This is a genomic window from Streptomyces sp. Rer75 (assembly GCF_013414305.1).
In the GTDB taxonomy this organism is placed as follows: Bacteria; Actinomycetota; Actinomycetes; order Streptomycetales; family Streptomycetaceae; genus Streptomyces; species Streptomyces himastatinicus.
Genome location: NZ_CP058693.1, coordinates 2,980,922 through 2,999,419 on the forward strand (window position 1 = coordinate 2,980,922; position 18,498 = coordinate 2,999,419).

At 72.6% G+C, this 18,498-nt stretch carries 18 protein-coding genes and 1 pseudogene; 8 read left to right on the forward strand and 11 right to left on the reverse strand.

All coding sequences use genetic code 11. From position 1 onward, the window contains the following. Positions 1-3,360 carry a BTAD domain-containing putative transcriptional regulator gene (locus HYQ63_RS12495; RefSeq protein ID WP_179933885.1) on the reverse strand — a complete coding sequence of 1,120 codons (3,360 nt, stop codon included), beginning with the start codon at positions 3,358-3,360 and terminating at the stop codon, positions 1-3. 179 nt (positions 3,361-3,539) lie between these two features. Between HYQ63_RS12495 and HYQ63_RS12500 the strand changes: the two genes are divergently transcribed. Further along, complete coding sequence (locus HYQ63_RS12500; protein ID WP_179933886.1) at positions 3,540-4,337, forward strand: site-2 protease family protein; 798 nt, start codon at positions 3,540-3,542, stop codon at positions 4,335-4,337. Here the strand turns inward: HYQ63_RS12500 and HYQ63_RS12505 are convergent. From HYQ63_RS12505 to HYQ63_RS12530, 6 genes are all read right to left on the reverse strand, one after another. Further along, positions 4,327-4,527, reverse strand: a complete 201-nt coding sequence (locus HYQ63_RS12505; RefSeq protein WP_179933887.1) for a hypothetical protein — start codon at positions 4,525-4,527, stop codon at positions 4,327-4,329. The genes HYQ63_RS12500 and HYQ63_RS12505 overlap by 11 nt on opposite strands. A 123-nt stretch (positions 4,528-4,650) precedes the next feature. Next, entirely contained in the window at positions 4,651-5,388 is a 738-nt protein-coding gene (npdG, locus tag HYQ63_RS12510) for an NADPH-dependent F420 reductase (protein WP_179933888.1), read from the reverse strand. Positions 5,389-5,412: 24 nt separating this feature from the next. Further along, on the reverse strand, positions 5,413-6,282 hold the full coding sequence (locus HYQ63_RS12515) for a carbohydrate ABC transporter permease (protein ID WP_179933889.1): 870 nt from the start codon (positions 6,280-6,282) through the stop codon (positions 5,413-5,415). After that, positions 6,279-7,247 (reverse strand): carbohydrate ABC transporter permease, encoded by a 969-nt coding sequence (locus HYQ63_RS12520; RefSeq protein WP_373689068.1) that lies wholly within the window; start codon positions 7,245-7,247, stop codon positions 6,279-6,281. Before HYQ63_RS12520 ends, HYQ63_RS12515 begins: the two co-directional genes overlap by 4 nt. Then, positions 7,244-8,599 (reverse strand): ABC transporter substrate-binding protein, encoded by a 1,356-nt coding sequence (locus HYQ63_RS12525; protein WP_257231809.1) that lies wholly within the window; start codon positions 8,597-8,599, stop codon positions 7,244-7,246. The genes HYQ63_RS12520 and HYQ63_RS12525 overlap by 4 nt, the downstream gene beginning before the upstream one ends. After that, positions 8,596-9,705, reverse strand: a complete 1,110-nt coding sequence (locus HYQ63_RS12530) for an exo-alpha-sialidase (protein WP_179933890.1) — start codon at positions 9,703-9,705, stop codon at positions 8,596-8,598. Before HYQ63_RS12530 ends, HYQ63_RS12525 begins: the two co-directional genes overlap by 4 nt. A gap of 224 nt (positions 9,706-9,929) precedes the next feature. On the opposite strand from HYQ63_RS12530, the gene HYQ63_RS12535 reads away from it, so the two are divergent. The 3 genes from HYQ63_RS12535 to HYQ63_RS12545 all read left to right on the forward strand — a co-directional run bounded on the left by HYQ63_RS12535 (position 9,930) and on the right by HYQ63_RS12545 (position 12,525). Further along, positions 9,930-10,538 carry a hypothetical protein gene (locus HYQ63_RS12535; RefSeq protein ID WP_179933891.1) on the forward strand — a complete coding sequence of 203 codons (609 nt, stop codon included), beginning with the start codon at positions 9,930-9,932 and terminating at the stop codon, positions 10,536-10,538. Positions 10,539-10,682: 144 nt separating this feature from the next. Next, positions 10,683-11,990, forward strand: coding sequence for an MFS transporter (locus HYQ63_RS12540; RefSeq protein WP_179933892.1), 1,308 nt, complete (start codon positions 10,683-10,685; stop codon positions 11,988-11,990). A 10-nt stretch (positions 11,991-12,000) separates the two neighbouring features. Then, entirely contained in the window at positions 12,001-12,525 is a 525-nt protein-coding gene (locus HYQ63_RS12545; RefSeq protein WP_179933893.1) for a GNAT family N-acetyltransferase, read from the forward strand. A gap of 28 nt (positions 12,526-12,553) precedes the next feature. On the opposite strand, the gene HYQ63_RS12550 is transcribed toward HYQ63_RS12545, so the two are convergent. Then, complete coding sequence (locus HYQ63_RS12550) at positions 12,554-12,796, reverse strand: hypothetical protein (RefSeq protein ID WP_179933894.1); 243 nt, start codon at positions 12,794-12,796, stop codon at positions 12,554-12,556. 81 nt (positions 12,797-12,877) lie between these two features. Here HYQ63_RS12550 and map point away from each other — a divergent pair, with 81 nt between their 5' ends. Next, positions 12,878-13,735 (forward strand): type I methionyl aminopeptidase, encoded by an 858-nt coding sequence (map, locus tag HYQ63_RS12555; protein ID WP_179933895.1) that lies wholly within the window; start codon positions 12,878-12,880, stop codon positions 13,733-13,735. A 72-nt stretch (positions 13,736-13,807) separates the two neighbouring features. After that, the gene (locus tag HYQ63_RS12560; protein ID WP_179933896.1) at positions 13,808-14,467 is read left to right on the forward strand and encodes a heme oxygenase (biliverdin-producing); all 660 of its coding nucleotides are present in this window, start codon (positions 13,808-13,810) and stop codon (positions 14,465-14,467) included. A 56-nt stretch (positions 14,468-14,523) separates the two neighbouring features. Here HYQ63_RS12560 and HYQ63_RS45590 read toward each other — a convergent pair whose 3' ends face one another. The 3 genes and pseudogenes from HYQ63_RS45590 to HYQ63_RS44605 form a co-directional block, all read right to left on the reverse strand. Next, entirely contained in the window at positions 14,524-15,237 is a 714-nt protein-coding gene (locus HYQ63_RS45590; protein ID WP_306664879.1) for an HtaA domain-containing protein, read from the reverse strand. A gap of 245 nt (positions 15,238-15,482) precedes the next feature. Next, positions 15,483-16,046, reverse strand: a pseudogene (locus tag HYQ63_RS45595) (HtaA domain-containing protein); the annotation flags it as partial. 72 nt (positions 16,047-16,118) lie between these two features. Then, positions 16,119-16,553, reverse strand: a complete 435-nt coding sequence (locus HYQ63_RS44605; RefSeq protein WP_257232597.1) for an HtaA domain-containing protein — start codon at positions 16,551-16,553, stop codon at positions 16,119-16,121. On the opposite strand from HYQ63_RS44605, the gene HYQ63_RS12570 reads away from it, so the two are divergent. After that, positions 16,470-17,180, forward strand: coding sequence for a heme ABC transporter ATP-binding protein (locus HYQ63_RS12570; protein WP_257232598.1), 711 nt, complete (start codon positions 16,470-16,472; stop codon positions 17,178-17,180). The two genes, HYQ63_RS44605 and HYQ63_RS12570, sit on opposite strands and share 84 nt — an antisense overlap. A 177-nt stretch (positions 17,181-17,357) precedes the next feature. Beyond that, positions 17,358-18,491 carry an iron uptake system protein EfeO gene (gene efeO, locus HYQ63_RS12575; RefSeq protein WP_179933898.1) on the forward strand — a complete coding sequence of 378 codons (1,134 nt, stop codon included), beginning with the start codon at positions 17,358-17,360 and terminating at the stop codon, positions 18,489-18,491. The last annotated feature ends 7 nt before the right edge of the window (positions 18,492-18,498 follow it).

An 18,498-nucleotide genomic window follows, 5' to 3' on the forward strand; every position in this document is an offset into this window, starting at 1 on the left:
TCAGGCAGTGGTTTCGACGAGGGCGGCGGCCTCCTGCACGGTGAGGCCACCGCCCTCCGCGTACGCCCGCTCGTAACTCCCGTCGTCCAGCCAGGCCCGCACCGCCGCCTCGCCCGCCTTCCGGTCCTCCCGCTCGGGGACGGGAATCCGCTGGATGCCTGGCCGCAGCACGTCGTACGTGCCGAACAGCCGTGCCGCGAGCGCGGCCCGCTCCGCGCCGCCGAGGGCGGCCAGCGCCCGCGCGGCGGTCATCAGCTGGACCACCGGCACCTGCGGGGCGACCACCTGGGACATGAAGTCACCGGTCTTCGACAGCGCCCCCCTGATCCGGGCGAGCGCCTCCCCGGGCTGCCCCTCGATCAGGTCCAGCCAGGCCATCATCCCCTCGACCAGGCCCTGGAACAGATCGAGCGCCCGGCTGGCGAACTCCTCGTGCAGCACCGTCAGATGCTCCCGGGCCTCGGGAACCCGGCCCGTGAGGCCGCACCGGTGGGCCAGGTGCATCCGGACGTACGACGCGGCCTCGGCACCCGCCTGCGCCGGCTCCGCCAGCACCTCGCGCAGGACCCGCTCGCCCTCCACCGCCTCCGTCTCGTCCCCGAGCTCGACGTACAGCCCCGCCAGCCGGGCCCTGAGCAGCGAGACCTGGGCATGCGCGTCCAGCTCCTCGGCGTAGCGGATCGCCGCCCGGTAGTCGTCGGCCGCGGCCCGGCCGTCGCCGATCAGCTCCAGGGTCTCGCCGCGCCCGGACAGCGCCTCGGCCACGCCCCAGGCGTCACCGAGCTGGATGAACAGCTCCAGGCTCTCGTCGGCGTCCCGGCGCGCCTGCTCCCCGGGATCGCCGCCGCGCTGGGTCATCACCTTGGCCCGCATCTGGAGGGTGAAGGCCAGCTCCCAGGTGTAGCCCAGCTTCCGGCTGGTGCGCACCGACTCGTCCACGACCTCCCGCATCAGGGCGAGGTCGCCCGTCAGCAGCACCGCGAAGAACCACATGACGCCGGGGACCCGGCAGTTCTGCGGCAGCCCCGGGCGGTAGGCCTCGACGATGCCCCGCATCTCCTGCCGGAACTCGTCGTCGTCCATGGCCCTCATGTTGCCTTCGAGGTTGGCCAGCGCGAACAGCCGCACCCCGCGCCGGGCCTCCTCCAGCACCTCGGGCTCCATCGGCGGCGGGGCGGCCGTGCAGCTCGTGTACAGCGGGGGCGCGGGGGCGACGGGCGGCTCGAACGGGTTGGGGCCCAGCCGCGCCGCGGCCGTCGACCAGTGGCGTCCGTCGCCGCGGTGGCCGCGCAGGTTCCAGAACCAGCCGAGCGACAGCACCAGGCACAGCGCCTCCTGCTCGTCGCCCGCCGCGACGGCACGGCGCAGCGCGGTGCGCAGGTTCTCGTGCTCGGTCTCCAGCCGGGGCAGCCAGACGCGCTGTTCGCGGCCGCGCAAGTGCGGGTCGGCGGTACGGGCCAGCTCCCGGTACGCGACCAGGTGCCGCCGTTCGACCACCGCCCGCTCCCCCGTCTCGTCCAGCCGCTCCGCCGCGTACTCGGCGACGGTCTCCAGCAGCCGGTACCGCATCTCGCCGTCCGCGCCTGTCGCTCCCGGCGCGGCGACCACCAGCGACTTGTCGACCAGGGACCCGAGCAGCGCGGCGACGTCCCGGGGGTCGACCGGACCGCGGCCGTCCGGATCGCCGCAGACCTCTTCGGCCGCCGGGAGGCCGCAGCCGCCCGCGAAGACCGAGAGGCGGGCGAGGACGGTGCGCTCCCGCGCGTCGAGGAGGTCCCAGGACCAGTCGACCACGGCCCGCAGCGTCTGCTGGCGGGGCAGCACGGTGCGGCTGCCGCTGGTCAGCAGGCGGAAGCGGTCGTCCAGGCGGTCGGCGATCTGCCGCGGGGTGAGCAGCCGCAGCCGGGCGGCGGCCAGTTCGACGGCCAGCGGCAGGCCGTCCAGGCGGCGGCAGATCTCGGCGCACGCCGCCGGATCGTCGTCGGTGCGGAAGCCGGGTCGGGCCGCCGCGCCCCGCTCCTGGAACAGCCGGAGCGCCACCGGGTCCGGCAGCGGCTCCACCGGGCGCACCAGCTCACCGGGGACGGCGAGCGGTTCGCGGCTGGTGGCCAGGACGGTGACACCGGGGCAGCGGGCCAGCAGCGAATCGGCGAGACGGGCCGCGGCATCGACCAGGTGCTCGCAGTTGTCGAGCACGATCAGCATCCGGCGCGGCTCGCAGTGCTCCACGAGCCGCGCGAGCGGATCGTGGGCGGTCGGGTCGGCCGCGGCACGCAGCCCCTCGGCGGCGCTGCCGCGGATGACGGTCTCGCGCGCGCCGAGCGCGGTCAGCACCGTCTCGGGCACGGTCTCCGGGTCGTCCACGGGGGCCAGCTCGGCCAGCCACACCCCGTCCGGCCAGGCGTCGGCGACCGACTCGGCGGCCTCCTGCGACAGCCGGGTCTTCCCGGCGCCGCCGGGCCCGAGGAGGGTGACCAGCCGGTGCGCGGACAGATCGGTGCGCAGCGCCGCCAGATCGGTCTCCCGGCCGACGAAGCTGGTGAGCCGGGCGCGCAGATTGCCGCCGCGGCGCTCCGGGCGCTCGGGGCGCTCGGGGCGCTGGGGCAGCGGCGCCCCGGGCGGCTCGGGGGGATTCGGGCGCTCCGGCGCCAGCAGCTCCGCGTGCAGGGCGCGCAGCTCGGGGCCCGGGTCCGCGCCCAGCCGGTCGGCGATCTCCACCCGGATCGCCTCGTACGCGGCCAGCGCCTCCGCGGGGCGGCCGGTGTCCCGCAGGGCGCGGATGCGCAGCGCGTGCAGCGGCTCGTCCAGCGGGTGCGCGTCGCACAGCTCGGCGAGCGCGGGGAGGGTCTGGGCGGCGTTGCCGAGGGCGAGCGCGGCGGCGATGCGGCCGCGCCGCGCGTCCATCCGCTGGGCCTCGGCGCGGGCGGCCGCGGCCATCCCGTCGGGGAGGTCGGTGAGCGCCGGGCCGCGCCACAGGGCGAGGGCGTCGTCGTAGCGGGCGGCGGCCTTGGCCGGGTCGCCGTCGGCGAGGGCGCGGGCGCCCTCCTCCGCGAGCCGCTCGAAGCGGTGCAGATCGACGTCGTCGGGCTCGGCGCACAGCCGGTAGCCGCCGGGCCCCGACGCGATCGCCGCCTTGCCGACGGCCCGCCGCAGCCGCCCGACGAGGGCCTGGAGCGCGCCGTTCTCGTCGACGGGCGGATCGGTGTCCCAGACCTCGGCGATGAGCGCGCCGTTCGTCCGCAGCCGCCCCGGGGTCAGGGCGAGCGCGGTCAGCAGGGCGCGCAGCCGTGCGCCGCCGAGGTCGACGGGGGTGCCGTCGTCGCGGTGGGCCTGGGTGGTGCCGAGGATGGCGTAGCGCACGGCCCCATTGTTGTCGACGGCCACGCCTCACCGTTCACCCACTCCCGGAGCGCGCCCGTCCACTTACCGGCCGGTTGCGGTGCCTGGAACTCCCGGCCCCCCATCCGACGTTTTCCGGGAGTCGAGCGGGGCACCGTACGACGCACCACGATCAGGTACCGGACGGAGAAACCTCGCGCATGACCACCGCCATCAGCCGCCGTGAGCGGCGGATCAGCCCCGTCTTTCTCGGCCTGGTCGCGATCATGGTCGTGTCCGCGTGGGCGGTGTGGACGGACTACTCGGCCAGCCCCGGCTTCGCCGTCTTCCTCTTCGTGGTCTCCGGCTGGGTCGTCTCGCTGTGTCTGCACGAGTACGCGCACGCCCGCACCGCACTGCACGGCGGTGATCTGTCGATCGGCGCGAAGGGCTACCTCACCCTCAACCCGCTGAAGTACACGCATGTGGCGCTGAGCATCGTGCTGCCCGTGATCTTCGTGATCATGGGCGGGATCGGGCTGCCGGGCGGGGCGGTCTTCATCGAGCGGCACCGGATCCAGGGCCGCTGGCGGCACAGCCTGATATCCGCCGCAGGACCGCTGACGAACGTGCTGTTCGCCGCCGCGCTCACCGCCCCGTTCTGGCTCGGCAACGCGGACCAGGTGCCGGTGGTCTTCCGCTTCGCGCTCGCGTTCCTGGCGCTGCTCCAGGTCACCGCCGCGATCCTGAACTCCCTGCCGGTGCCGGGGCTGGACGGCTACGGCGTGATCGAGCCGTGGCTGTCCCACGGCATCCGGCGGCAGGTCGAGCCGTACGCGCCGTTCGGGCTGCTCGCGGTCTTCGGCATCCTGTGGATCCCCGAGGTCAACCAGGTCTTCTTCGACGCGGTCGACGCGATCATGCGCGGGCTGGGGGTGTCGCAGTTCGACACCTACTTCGGCCAGGAGTTCTTCCGCTTCTGGCAGGGCGAGCCGCAGTTCCCCGGGCTCAGCTCGTAGCGCCCGTCGCCTCGCGCTCGGCGTCCCGCTCGGCCTTGGCCCTGCGGACGTAGAACCAGGCCATGTTGGACGAGATCCCGGCGAGCAGGACCCAGACGACGCCGAGCCAGCTGCCCCGCGCGAAGGAGACGACGGCCGCGGCGACGGTGAGGGCGCAGACGAGGAGGGCGTAGAGGGCGAGGCGGGGCATGGGGGTGGCTCCTGGTGGGGGTCCTGTCGGGGGTGAGGCTTCCGACATTGTCGCCCATGCCCCGCCGGGGCGTACGGGTCGCCCTCGGGCGTCCGGCTCGGACGTCCGTATCGGGCGTCCGGCTCAGACGTCCGTGACGCGCAGGCCCGCGTGGGCCTTGTAGCGGCGGTTGACCGAGATCAGGTTGGCCACCAGGGACTCGACCTGGTGGGCGTTGCGCAGGCGGCCCGCGAAGACGCCCCGCATGCCGGGGATGCGGGCGGCCAGGGCCTGCACCAGATCGGTGTCCGCGCGGGACTCGCCCAGCACCATCACGTCCGTGTCGATCTCCGCGATCTCCGGGTCCTGGAGCAGCACGGCCGACAGATGGTGGAAGGCGGCGGTGACCCGGGAGTCCGGGAGCAGGGCCGCGGCCTGTTCGGCGGCGCTGCCCTCCTCCGGCTTCAGCGCGAACGCGCCCTTCTTGTCGAAGCCCAGCGGGTTGACGCAGTCGATGACGAGCTTGCCGCTCAGCTCCTCCCGCAGCGACTCCAGCGTCTTGCCGTGGCCCTCCCACGGGACCGCGACGATCACGATGTCGCTGCGCCGCGAGCACTCGGCGTTGTCCGCGCCCTCGATGCCCAGCTCCGCGCCGCCCAGTTCCTCGGCCGCGGTCTGTGCGCGCTCGGCAGCGCGCGAGCCGATGATCACCTTCTGCCCGGCCCGGGCCAGCCGGTAGGCGAGGCCGCGGCCCTGGTCGCCGGTGCCGCCGAGCACGCCGACGACCAGGCCGGAGACGTCCGGGAGGTCCCATGGGTCCTTGGCGGGGGCCTTCTTGGCGGGGGCTTCGTTCGTGGCGGGCGTGCCGTCAGGAGTAGTCATGACAGCGATACTGTCACGCCCACGTCATGCCTTCACGCTCCCCTCCGTCAGCCCCGTGCGCCAGTACCGCTGGAGGACGCCCATCAGCACCATCAGCGGCAGTACGGACAGGAAGGCGCCGCCGACCGTGTACTGGTACAGCTCCGGCTGCCGGTCCGCGTACCCCGTCCAGGAGGTCAGGCCGAGCTGGATCGGATAGAGGTCGGAGTCGGAGAGCATGACCAGCGGCAGAAAGAAGTTGTTCCAGATGTGCACGAACTGGAACAGGAAGACGGTGACCAGGGCCGGGGTCATCAGCCGCAGCCCCACCGTGAAGAAGGTCCGCGCCTCGCCCGCCCCGTCGATCCGCGCCGCCTCCATCAGCGAGTCGGGGACGGCGGCGGCCGCGTAGATCCGGCAGAGGTAGACGCCGAAGGGGCTGACGACGCTGGGGATCAGGACGGCCCAGTAGGTGTTGGCCAGGCCGATGCGGCTGAAGAGGAGATAGAGGGGCAGGGCGAGCGCGGTCCCGGGGATGAGGACCCCGGCCAGGATGACGTTGAAGATCCCCTCCCGCCCGGGGAAGCGGAACTTGGCGAGGGCGTACCCGGCGGCGGCCGACAGCAGGGTGGCGGCGAGGGCGCCGACACCGGCGTACATCAGGCTGTTGGCGAACCACCGTGCGTAGATGCCGTCGTCGTACGTCAGCACCTGGTGCAGACGGCCGAGGGGATCCGGGGCGTGGAACCAGAAGCCGAAGGTGCCGAAGAGGTCGCTGCTGGACTTGGTCGAGGAGACGACGAGCCAGTAGACGGGGGTGAGGAAGTAGACGGCGGCGACGGTGAGCAGCGAGACGGTGATGATGCGGTACCGCAGCGGAGTCCGGGCGGCGCCCGGGCGGCTCTCCTCACTCACCGGTCCTCCCCGCCCCTCCCGCGCCCGCCCACCAGCCGCAGGAAGCCGAAGGACAGCACGCACGCGACGAGCGCGAGCAGCACCGCCTCGGCCGCGGCGATGTGCTGGTTGTTGCTGGTGAACGCCTCGTTGTAGGCGGCCAGGTTGGGGGTGTAGCCGGAGTCGATCGAGTTGGTGAGCGGTTTGAGCACCTTGGGCTCGGCGAAGAGCTGGAGGGTGCCGATGAGGCTGAAGACCGTGGTGAGGACGAGCGCGGGCCTGATCAGGGGGAGCTTGATGTGCAGGGCGATCTGCCAGGCACTCGCGCCGTCGATCTTCGCCGCCTCGTACAGCTCCCCCGGCACGGCCTTGAGCTGGGCGATCAGCACCAGCATGTTGTAGCCGGTGAACTGCCAGGTGACGATGTTGGCGATGGACCACAGCACGGTGGAGCGGCCCAGGAAGTCGACGTCCCAGCCCGCCGAGTGCGCCATCTCCACCAGCGGGCTGATCCCCGGTACGTAGAGGAAGCCCCACAGGATCGAGGCGATCACCCCGGGCACCCCGTACGGCAGGAAGAAGGCGGTGCGGAAGAAGCCGACCCAGCGCGCGGACGCCGCCTCCAGCAGCAGCGCGAGCGCGGTCGCGAAGGCGATCATCACCGGGATCTGGACCGCGCCGAAGAGCAGCACCCGCCCGAATCCGGCGGTGAAGTGCTCGTCCTGGAGGGCGTGGGCGTAGTTGGACAGGCCCGCCCAGACGTCCTTCGTCTCCCCGCCGAGGCCGAGCGGCCCGGTGCGCTCGACCTTCAGCAGGCTCTCGTAGAGCGCGAAGCCGATGGGGGCGATGAAGCAGAGGAGGAACAGCGCGAGGAACGGCAGCAGGAAACCGGCCGCCGCCCGCGCGCCGCGCGCCTCGGCGCGGGTCATGCGCCGCATCCGGCCCGGCGCCCGCCCCGTCGTCCCGGCCGGCGTACGGCCCGTCATCCGGCCTCCGCCTTGAGGCCCTTTTCCTTGAGGTCGCTGATCGTGTCCCGCTGCACCTTCTTCAGCACGGACCGGAACGACGACCCGTCGCCGATGGCCGCCGTGAAGGCGTCGCCGAGCCGCTGGTAGAGGGTGTCGGTGGCCGGGCCCCACTTCCAGCTGGTGTCCACGCCCTTGCTCGCGTCGTCGAACACCTTGCTGTACGCCTGGCCGCCGAAGAAGTCCTTGTGGACGTCGAGGTCGGAGGTGGCGTACCCCCGCTTGGCGCCGGGGGTGCCGTAGCCGTTCTCGATCAGCAGCTTGATCGACTCGGGGTCGGTGTTGAGCCAGATCGCGAAGTCCAGCGCGTCCTTCGGGTACTTGGTCTTGGCGAAGACGGCGGTCGTGGAGCCGCCCCAGTTGGCGTACGCCGCCTCGCCCCGCTTCCACTGCGGCATGGGGACGACCCGCCACTTCCCGGCGGTCCTGGGGGCGTTGCCGACGAGCAGCGCGTCGCCCCAGCTGGCGCCGAGCCAGGAGGCCATCGCGCCGGTCTGGACGTCCTTGTACCAGGCGTTCTGCCGGTCCGGGATGGTCTTGATCAGCTTCTGCTTGACCAGCGCGTCCCAGTAGTCGGCGACCTTACGGGTCGGCTCGTCGTCGATCGAGACGGTCCAGGTGTCGCCCTCGGCGCCGAACCAGCGCGCCCCGGCCTGCCAGGCGAGGCCCGCGAAGCGGTTGCCGTTGGTCGCCGAGAACGTCTCGATCCAGGCGCCCTTCTTCCGTATCGCCCTGGCCGCCGCCTCGTACGCGTCCCAGGTCGCGGGCGGCTCGACGCCCCACTTCTCGAACAGGTCCTGACGGAGGAACAGGCCCATCGGCCCGGACGCCTGCGGTACGGCGTAGACGCCCTTGCCGAACACCGACTGCTGCCACTGCCAGCCGACGAACTTGTCCTTGTACCGGTCGATCCCGTGCCGGGTGAGGTCGAGCAGCCCGTTGTCGATCAGGAAGCTGGGCACCACCGGGTACTCGATCTGGCCGAGGTCCGGCGGGTTGCCCGCCTTGATCGCGGCGTGCATCTTCGCGTACTGGGCGCCCTCGACCGCCGACACCTTCTCGACCTTGACCCGGACCTCGGGGTTCTTGCTGTTCCACAGGTTCACGGGCTTGTCGATGCCCGGCACCCAGGACCAGAAGGTCAGGGTGATCTTCTCGCCCTTCTTACGGCCCTTGGGCTCGTCGCCCCCGCCGTCGTCCCCGCCGCATCCGGCGAGGGTTAATCCGGCCGCCGCGGCGGCCGCACCGCCGAGGACGGCACGCCGTCGCGGGCCCTGGATCCCCTGCATCCCCTGCATCTCTGGCTTGCTCATACCAGCTCCTCCACCGGAACGCGCCGGAATGTGATGGTCGAGTAGGCGCTGAAGTCGCCGGTCTCGTAGAGCAGTCCGACCGTGTCCTGATCGATCCTGACCAGGTCGGAGTAGGCGGCGGGCAGCCCGTCGACGGTGTGCACCGGCTGCCAGGTGACCCCGCCGTCGCGGCTCGCCCGCACCGTCATCAGGGCCCGGAAACCGGGCGCGGCGGGCCCGGAGTACAGCAGGAGATCCGGCTCACCGAGGTGCAGAACGCACCCCTCGACGACGGGCGTCACCAGCCCGGCCTGCGGCCGGAAGGGGGTGGCCAGGGTCGCGCCGCCGTCGTACGAGTAGGCGTCGGCGCGGGTGCCGGGCGCGGTCGCGTCGTTGCGGGTGTTGAAGTAGACCCGGCCGTCGGGCAGTTCGGCGGCGGTCGTCTCGTTGACGTTGATGTAGCCGTCCGGGTTGTCGTCCACGTACCCGATCCGCCAGGTCTCGCCGTCGTCGTCGCTCAGCAGGTCGTGCCCGCCGTTGTACCGGCCCTCGGTGCCGACGTCGCCGGGGACCGTCGGCGGGAGGGAGTGGTTGGCCGGTACGACGATCCGGCCCGCGTGGTCGCCGAGGCGTAGCCGCAGCGCATGCCCCGGGGTGGTGGCGTACCAGCGCCACTCGGGGCGCTTCGTCTGCACGGTGATCTCGCGGGCCGCGCTCCAGCTCACGCCGTCGTCGTCGCTGTACGTCAGCCACACCCGCCGCCCGTCCTCCGCGGACACCTCACCGCGGCGGATCCGGTCCTCGGTCGCGGCGGCGGCGCTGCGGACGTGCACCAGCACGACCCGGCCCGCGTGCGCGCCGTCCTCCAGCACGACGGGCGCGGGATTCCCCGCCGTTCCGTTGCCGTTCCGGGCGACGACCTGGAGCGCGCCCCAGGTCCGGCCCCCGTCGGCGGACCGCTTCAGCACCAGGTCGATGTCCCCGTGATCGGCGGACGACCCCACCCGCCCCTCGGCGAAGGCCAGCAGCGTCCCGGCGCGCGTCACCACCACCGCCGGAATCCGGTAGCTCGCGTATCCCCCGGCCCCGGCCCGGAACGGGACCGAAACCTCGTACGGGCGTGCCATGCAGACCCTCCCGATGCGCCGTTGCAATCGATCGAGTGCTCAGCCAGAAAAATGGGACGTAGGACGTCCCTTGTGTCCGGCGACCATAGGGTTTGCCTCACAGAGCGTCAAGAGACGGCACAATGAACAGTTGTCGCCGCGACGCGCCGCGAATGCCCTCAAAGGGGTGAGTGCCCCCCATTTCCCCAACGGCCGGTCCCCGGCCCCGGCAGGATCCGGGTGCCATGGACGCCGTACGGGTCGCGCTGCTGCGCGAAGTGCTCGCCGGAACCGAGTGGTTGCAGTCCACCCGCCGCTTCGCGGGCTCCCTGCGGGCCTCGATCGGCTCGCGCGAGGGCGGGCTGCTGCTCGTGGGCAGCGCCGAGTACGAACCCTGGCATCTGGCCGCCCACCTCGACGACGAGGCCGCCTGGTCCGGACTGCCCGAACTGTCCCCCACCCTGGTCCGCCACCGGGTCCCGCCGGGCCGCGCGGTCCCGGCCCACCTGGCGGTCGGCCTGGGCCGCCTGGAGGCGGCGGGACGCGGCGAGACCCTCCTCGTCGTCACCCCCGGCGACCCGGGCGCCGGGCTGCTGGAACGCGTCAACGACGCCCGCCGCGGCGGCGCCACCGTCCTCGCCCTCGACGGCGGCGACCCCGAACTGCACGCCCTGGCCCACGACGCGCTGTCCGCCCCCGAGGGCGCCGACCTCGACCTCGACACGGTCCAACACCTGGTCAGCGCGGCCGCCGGGGAGAACACCCTCCCGCCCCGCCCCGGCCGCCGCCGCATCCGCGACCGCCTGGCCCGGCTGGCCGACCAACTGACGTCCCCACCCCCACCGGGCTGGTGAGCGCGGCCAGGGGCTCCGCCGTGCCCCTGCGACAGCCCCAAGCCCGGACGACCACCGCACCGTGGCAAGGGCAAGGCCCCGTCAGCGGGGCGTAATTCGGTTGCCGTGGGCGTCGGCGCGGCCGGAGCATGTGCACTCGTGACCGTGACCGCCGAAGACGGCCGAACCCCGCCAGAACCCCCGCGGAGGCGTACCCGCGCGTTGCTGCCGGACCTCGCGCCCTGGCGCTCCTCCCGGGACTTCCGCCTCATGTGGACGGCGGGCCTGGTGACCGCCTTCGGCAGCTTCCTGACGATGGTGGCGCTGCCGCTCCAGATCAAGGAGCTGACCGGCTCCGCGGTGGCGGTGGGGGCGATCGGGGCGGTGGAGCTGGTTCCGCTGATCGTCTTCGGCCTGTACGGCGGGGCGCTCGCCGACGCGGTCGAACGCCGGAAGCTGATCCTCGCCACGGAGGCCGGGCTCGGGCTGCTCTCCGTCCTGCTGCTGGTCAACAGCCTGCTGCCGGACCCCATGCTGTGGCCGCTGTACGTCGTCGCCGCGCTGACCAGCGCGTTGATGGGGCTCCAGCGCCCGGCCATCGACGCGGTCGTGGCCCGTATCGTCCCGCACGACCAGCTCACCGCCGCGGCCGCGCTGAACTCGATGCGCTGGCAGCTGTCGGCCATCGCGGGCCCCTCGCTCGCCGGTGTGGTCGTCGCGTACGCGGGCCTGCCGCTGGCCTACGGCCTCGACCTGCTGACCTTCATCGCCTCCCTCCTCCTCTCGCTCGGCCTCACCCCGGCCCCGCCCGCCCACGACGCCGATCCGCCGTCGCTGCGGGCGATCGGCGAGGGCGCGCGGTACGCCTGGCGGCGCAAGGAGCTGCTGGGGACGTACGCGGTGGACATGGCCGCGATGTTCTTCGCCTTCCCGAACGCGATCTTCCCCTTCCTCGCCGACGACCTGGACGCCCCCTGGGCGCTCGGCCTGATGTACGCGGCGGGCTCGGTCGGCTCGGTGGCGGTCAGCGCGACCAGCGGCTGGACGTCCCGCATCCACCGCCACGGCCGGATGGTGGTCCTGGGTGCGGCGGTCTGGGGGCTGGCGATGGCCGCCGCGGGGTGGCTGTCGAACGTCTGGCTGGTGCTGCTGTGCCTGGCGGTGGCGGGCGGCGGCGACATGGTGAGCGGACTGTTCCGCGCCACGATCTGGAACCAGACGATCCCCGACAAGCTCCGGGGCCGCCTGGCGGGCATCGAACTGCTCTCGTACGCCACCGGCCCCCAACTTGGCCAGGTCCGCGCGGGCACCACGGCCGGTCTCACGGGCGCCCGGGCCGCGGTCTGGTCGGGCGGGCTGGCCTGCGTGGCGTCGGTCGCCCTCCTGGCCGTGGCACTCCCCCGCCTGATGGCGTACGACGCACGCACGGACGACCACGCGAGGGCCGTCCGCGCGGCCGCGCCCCACCAGTAGTCTGACGATCATGGCGGACTGGGGGATTCGACCGGCGTCGATGGCGGACGTCGAGGCGGTGGCCGAGCTGCGGGCCGTGGTGCTGCGGGCGGATCTGGAGCGGCTCGGGCGCTACGACGAGCAGCGCGTGCGGCAGCGCCTGCGGAACGGGTTCGCTCCCGCGCACACCTGGGTGATCGAGGTGAGCGGCGCGTTCGCCGGCTGCGTGTCACTGCGCCCGGCCGAGGACGCCCACTGGCTGGAGCACTTCTACCTGGCCCCGCACCTCCAGGGAAGCGGCATCGGCACGGCCGTGCTGCGCGGACTCCTGGAGCAGTGCGACCGCGACGGCACCCTGGTCCGGCTGAACGTGCTCCAGGGCAGTCCGGCCCGGCGGCTGTACGAACGGCAGGGCTTCGTCCTGGAGACCGAGGATCCGGTGGACGTGTTCATGGTGCGCGAGCCGGTCACCGACCCGGCCATCAGCTCCCTGCCGAGATCGGCACCGTCGACCAGTTCGTCGACAGCACCGACGTCCTCAGCCACCCGAAACTGACCCGCGCCGCCACCCAGGCAACGGTCTGCTAGGTCGTGCCGCCCCGGGAGGCGCCGTCGTCTGGGGCGTCGTCCTGCCAGCGGGGGTCGTTCTGCCACTGGGCGTTCCGCTCCTGCGCCGTTTCGAGGGCGCGGGCGGCCTCTTCCGGGGTGCCGTAGGGGCCCAGGCGGTCGGCCGCCCGGCATTCCGGGCCCTCTTCGACCTTGTGGTGCTTGACGCAGTAGTACCACTCGCCCGGCTTTCCGACGGGACCCTTCCTGAACAGCGCCATCCCGGCCTCCGTCTCGATACCTCACGCCGTGGTCTTCCTCGCGGCCATGGTGCCCGATCCGGCGCCGATACACTCGCTGATATGTCTGGCCAGTCACTCCTTGTTCCGGGGGCCATCTCCCCCACCCGCCCCGTCCCCGCCTCGATCCCGCGGCCCGAGTACGTCGGGAAGGAGGGCCCCGCACCGTATGAGGGGCCCGAGGTGCAGGACGCCGAAACGATCGAGCGGATGCGGATCGCGGGGCGGATCGCCGCGCGGGCGATGGAGGAGGCCGCGAAGCTGATCGCGCCGGGGGTGACGACGGACGAGCTGGACCGGGTCGCGCACGAGTACATGTGCGACCACGGCGCGTATCCGTCGACCCTCGGCTACCGGGGCTTCCCGAAGTCGCTGTGCTCCTCGGTCAACGAGGTCATCTGCCACGGCATCCCGGACACCACCGTCCTGCGCGACGGCGACATCGTGAACCTCGACGTCACGGCCTTCATCCACGGCGTGCACGGCGACAACAACGCCACCTACCTGTGCGGCGACGTGGACGAGGAGTCGCGGCTGCTGGTGGAGCGGACGCGGGAGTCGCTCAACCGCGCGATCAAGGCCGTCAAGCCGGGCCGGAAGATCAACATCATCGGCCGGGTCATCGAGTCGTACGCCAAGCGCTTCGGCTACGGCGTGGTCCGTGACTTCACCGGCCACGGCGTCAATACGTCGTTCCACTCCGGCCTGATCGTGCCGCACTACGACAGCCCGCACCACACGACGGAGATCAAGCCGGGCATGACGTTCACGATCGAGCCGATGCTGACGCTCGGCACGTACGAGTACGACATGTGGGAGGACGGCTGGACGGTCGTCACCAAGGACCGCAAGCGGACGGCTCAGTTCGAGCACACGCTGGTGGTGACGGACACCGGGGCGGAGATCCTGACGCTTCCCTGAACCGGAGGTTTTGCCGACAGGCCGTCGGGAAAGGGTGAAGTTAGGTCGCCCTAACCTACCCCGGAGGCCGTCTTGGACGCCACGCCCACGCCCTTCTCCGCGCTCCTCCGCGCCGCCTCGCACGAGCAGCACACCCAGGTCGCCGGGTCGGCCTTCATGGGGGACCTGCTCGGCGGGCGGCTGGGCGTGGACGCGTACCGGCAGTACACGGAGCAGCTCTGGTTCGTCTACCGGGCCCTGGAGTCGACCCCCGGCCACCTCGCCGAGGACCCGGTGGCGGGCCCGTTCGTACGGCTCGACCTGGCCCGTACGGAGGAGCTGGAGCGCGACCTGGCCCACCTCGGCGGCCCGCGCTGGCGCTCCGGCCTGGAGCCGCTGCCCGCCACGGCGGAGTACGCGGCCCGGATCGAGAGTTGCGTACGGGACTGGCCCGCCGGGCTGGTCGCCCACCACTACACCCGCTACATGGGCGACCTCTCCGGCGGCCAGATCGTCCGCGGGATGGCCGAGAAGACGTGGGGCTTCGACCGCAAGGGCGACGGGGTGCGGTTCTACGTCTTCGAGTCGATCCCCAACCCGGCCGCCTTCAAGCGCGACTACCGCGCCCTCCTGGACGCCCTGCCGGTGGACGACCTGGAGAAGCAGCGCGTGGTCGACGAGTGCAAGCACGCGTACAACCTCAACACCGCGATCCTCGGCGACCTGGGCCGCCGCTTCCCGCTCAGCGCCTGAGCGGTGCCGCTTCGGCCCCGCGCCCGGTGCCGCGCGGGGCCGAAGGAGCGGGCGGGTCAGTTTTCGCCGCGGCGGCGGGTGGCGGCGAGGACGGTCGCCGCGCCCACGGCGCCCAGCGCGGCGGCGCCGCCCAGCATCTCCCGGGCGGGGATGTCCGCGCCGGTGGTGGCGAGGGAGCCCGTACCGCCGGTCGTGCCGCCGCCCGTCGTGCTGCCGCCGGTCGTGCCGCCGCTCGTCGTGCCGCCGCCGGTCGTGCCGCCGGAGGGCGAGCCGTCGGGGAGGGTGGCGTCCTCGTCCAGGGAGACGGCGACGGTGACCGGGTCGAGGGCGTCGCCCGCCGCGTAGAAGCCGCCGAAGGCCTTGGCGCCGTCGGCCCTCGGGGCGGCCGGGGCGTCGGTGAGGGTGATGACGTCGCCCTTGGGGTCGAGGGCGCCCGTGGTGAGGTCGGCCACCCGGACGTCGTCGCTCTCGGTGACCTTGCCCGTGTCCCGGTCCTTGGCCGATACGTCGGCCATCAGCGCGCCCTTGGCGCCGTCGACCTCGATGCCCAGGTCGCTGAACTTCAGGTCCAGCGAGCCCCCGTGGCCGGTGAAGCGGATCGCGCCGTCGAACGACGCGTCGAGGGAGCCGCCTTCGGCGTCGTACGTGCCCTGGGCGTTGGGGAAGCGATAGCCGGTGGTGCCCTGCTCGGCCGCGCCGCCGGAGAGGGTGATCTCGCCCTTCGCGATCGGCCGGTGACGTAGTCGCGGAAGGACTTCTTCACGCCCCAGTCGAGGTTGCCGTCCACGATCCCGGGAGCGGGAGCGGAGGTGGGCGTTGCGGCCGGGGCGGAGGACGTGCGGCTGGGCGGGGTGGCCGAGGGCGGTTCGGGCGTCGCGGTCGGGGTGTTCGAGGCGGTCGGGGTGGCGGGCGGGGTCGGCGGCGTCGGCTGGGGCGCGCCGCCCGGTGTCACGGCGAGCGTGGCGGGGTCCAGCGGCTGCCTCTCCTGGTACATGTCGTTGAACGCCTTGGCGCCGTCGGCGGTCAGCTTCGTCGGGATGTTCGCGAAGGTCATCCGGCCGCCGTCGCCGCTCCCCGGGGTCACCTTGGACAGATCGAGGGTGGCGAGGGCGACATCGTCGCTGGTCCTGCCGGACGCGGTGACATCGGCGGTGATCTCACCCGAGGTGCCCTCGGTACGCACCTTGAGGTCGCCGAGGGTGAGGTCGAGCGCGCCGCCGTGGCCGGTGAAGCGGACGCTGCCCTTGAAGGTGGTGGCGACGGCATGGGTCGAGGTGTCGTACGTGCCCGTGCCGTCGGTGAAGGTGAACGGGCCGTTGTCGGGGGCCTGTCGGGCGCCGTCCGCGACCTCGATCGTGCCGTGGGCTATCGGGCCCGTCACATATTTACGGAACCCCTCCTTCACACCCCACTCCAGGGTTCCGTCCTTCAGTTCCAGCCCGGGTGCGTCGGCCGTCGCGGCCTGCGCGGGGAGGGCCGCGAAGGTGGCGCCGAGCGCCACACCGGCGGCGACGGCTGTGGCGAGCGCGAGCAGGGCGCGCGGGGCGCGTCTGCGGGGTGCGGGCGGGGTGACGGTCATGGTCCGGGTGCCTCCTTGGCGGTGGCGCCGCCCACGGATGTCGGGGCGGCGGTCAGCGGCATGCAGTGGCGTTCAGTCGCGTTCAGTGGCTTCAGTGACTTCAGTGGCGTTCGTGCGGCGGCGGCGCGGCAGGACGAAGGCGGCCACGGGGACGGCGAGCGAGACCGGGTCCATGGCCGTGCCCGCCCGGTAGAGACCGCCGAACGCCCGGGCGCCGCGCGCGGTGAGCGTGGCCGGGGCGTCGGCCAGGGTGAGCAGCCCGTTCGTGGGGCGCAGCCGGGCGGCGGGGAAGGTGGCCAGCGGGACGGTCCGGTGCGTCGAGCCCCGGTCGGCCACATCGGCCGCCAGGGTCCCGCGCCCGTCCGCAATCCGTACGGTCACTCCGCTGAGCGCGAGGTCGAGGTCCTTGCCCCGGAAGCGGAGTTGGCCGTCGAAGGCGGCGCGCTGGCGCTCGTGGGGCCCAATGGGGCGGGCAAATCCACGCTGCTCGCCGCGCTCGCGGCCGATCTGCCCGCCGCCTCCGGCGCGGTCCGCGTCGACGGCCGCCCGGTGGGCGCCTGGGCGCCGGGCGAGCTGGCGCTGCGCCGTGCCGTGCTTCCCCAGGACCCCGCCCTCGCCTTTCCCTTCACGGTCCGGGAGGTCGTGACGATGGGCCGGGCGCCCTGGGCGGGCACCGCAGCGGAGGACGAGGACGAGGAGGCGGTGGCGGCGGCGATGGCCCGGGTGGAGGTGGCGGGGTTCGCCGCGCGGCCGTTCCTCGCGCTCTCCGGCGGCGAGCGGGCCCGGGTCGCGCTCGCCCGGGTCCTGGCCCAGCACACCCGGCTGCTGCTGCTCGACGAGCCGACCGCCGCCCTGGATCTGCGCCACCAGGAGCTGGTCCTGAGGGTCTGCCGGGACCGCGCCGCCGCGGGGGACGCGGTCGTGGTGGTGCTGCACGACCTGTCGCTGGCGGCCGCGCACGCGGACCGGGCCGCCGTCCTGCACGAGGGCCGGATCGGGGCGGACGGGGCGCCGGAGGAGGTGTTCGACGCCGCCCTGCTGTCCCGGGTCTACCGGCAGCCGGTGGAGGTGGTCCCCCATCCCCGCACCGGGGAGCTGATCGTGTTGCCTCGCCGGGACGTCACGTCCCTATAACGTCCTCATAACGCAGACCGGCCAGTTGGCCGAATATTTGCCATGTGCAAAGAGATTCTTGGAATTACCCGGGCGCCACGCAGGCAAGGCTCAGTTAAGTTAGGTTCGCCTTATCGGAGCAATGACCAATCTTGCCCCGATAGGCCCGCTATGTCCCGAGCCGTGTCTGGAGCCCGTATGAGAGCCGCCCGCACCTCCCTCGTCGCCGCGATATCGGCGCTGGCGACGGTCACCGCCGTCGCAGGCTGCGCCAAGAAGTCCGACGCCAAGGACTCCGACGCCGTGCAGGTCACCGCGTCGGACAGTGCGTGCAAGGTCTCCAAGAAGTCGTTCCCGGCCGGACACGTGAAGCTCGCGGTGGAGAACAAGGGCGCCAAGGTCACCGAGGTCTACGTCTACGCCCCCGGCGACCGGATCGTCACCGAGCGGGAGAACATCGGGCCCGGCACCAAGGCCGTGATCAACGCCGAGGTGAAGACCGGTTCGTACGAGATCGCCTGCAAGCCCGGGATGAAGGGCCACGGCATCCGCCAGAAGGTGTCCGCGACCGGTAAGGGCGCGGCGGCCGAGCGGGATCCGCGGCTGGACAAGGCGGTGGCCGCGTACCGCGCGTACGCGCAGAAGCAGGCCGACGAGACGCTGCCGAAGGCCCAGGCGTTCGCCGACGCGGTCAAGAAGGACGATCTGGAGGCCGCCAAGAAGGCGTACGCGCCCTCCCGCATCGGCTGGGAGCGCACCGAGCCGGTCGCCGAGTCCTTCGGCGACATCGACCCGAAGGTCGATGTGCGCGAGGACGGGCTGGAGAAGGGCCAGAAGTGGACCGGCTGGCACCGGCTGGAGAAGTCGCTGTGGCAGACGAAGAAGATCACCAAGGCCGACCATGATCTCGCCGACCGGCTGATCAAGGACCTGAAGGACTGGCAGAAGCGGGTCGGCACGGCCGAGATCACCCCCACCGGCATGGCGAACGGCGCCAAGGAGCTGCTGGACGAGGTGCAGACCGGCAAGGTCACCGGCGAGGAGGAGCGCTACAGCCACACCGACCTGGTGGACTTCGAGGCCAACGTCGAGGGCGCCGAGACCTCGTACCAGCTGCTCAAGCCCGTGGCCGGGAAGCGCGACCCGGCCCTCGCCAAGGACCTGGACAAGCAGTTCGCCGCGGTGAAGAAGCTGCTGGACGAGTACCGCGAGGGCGACGGCTTCGTCTCGTACGACACCGTCTCGGAGAGCGAGCGCAAGGAGCTGTCGGACGCGGTCAACGCGCTGGCCGAGCCGCTGTCCAAGCTCGCCGCCGCCGTCGTCTCGAAGTGAGGGACGG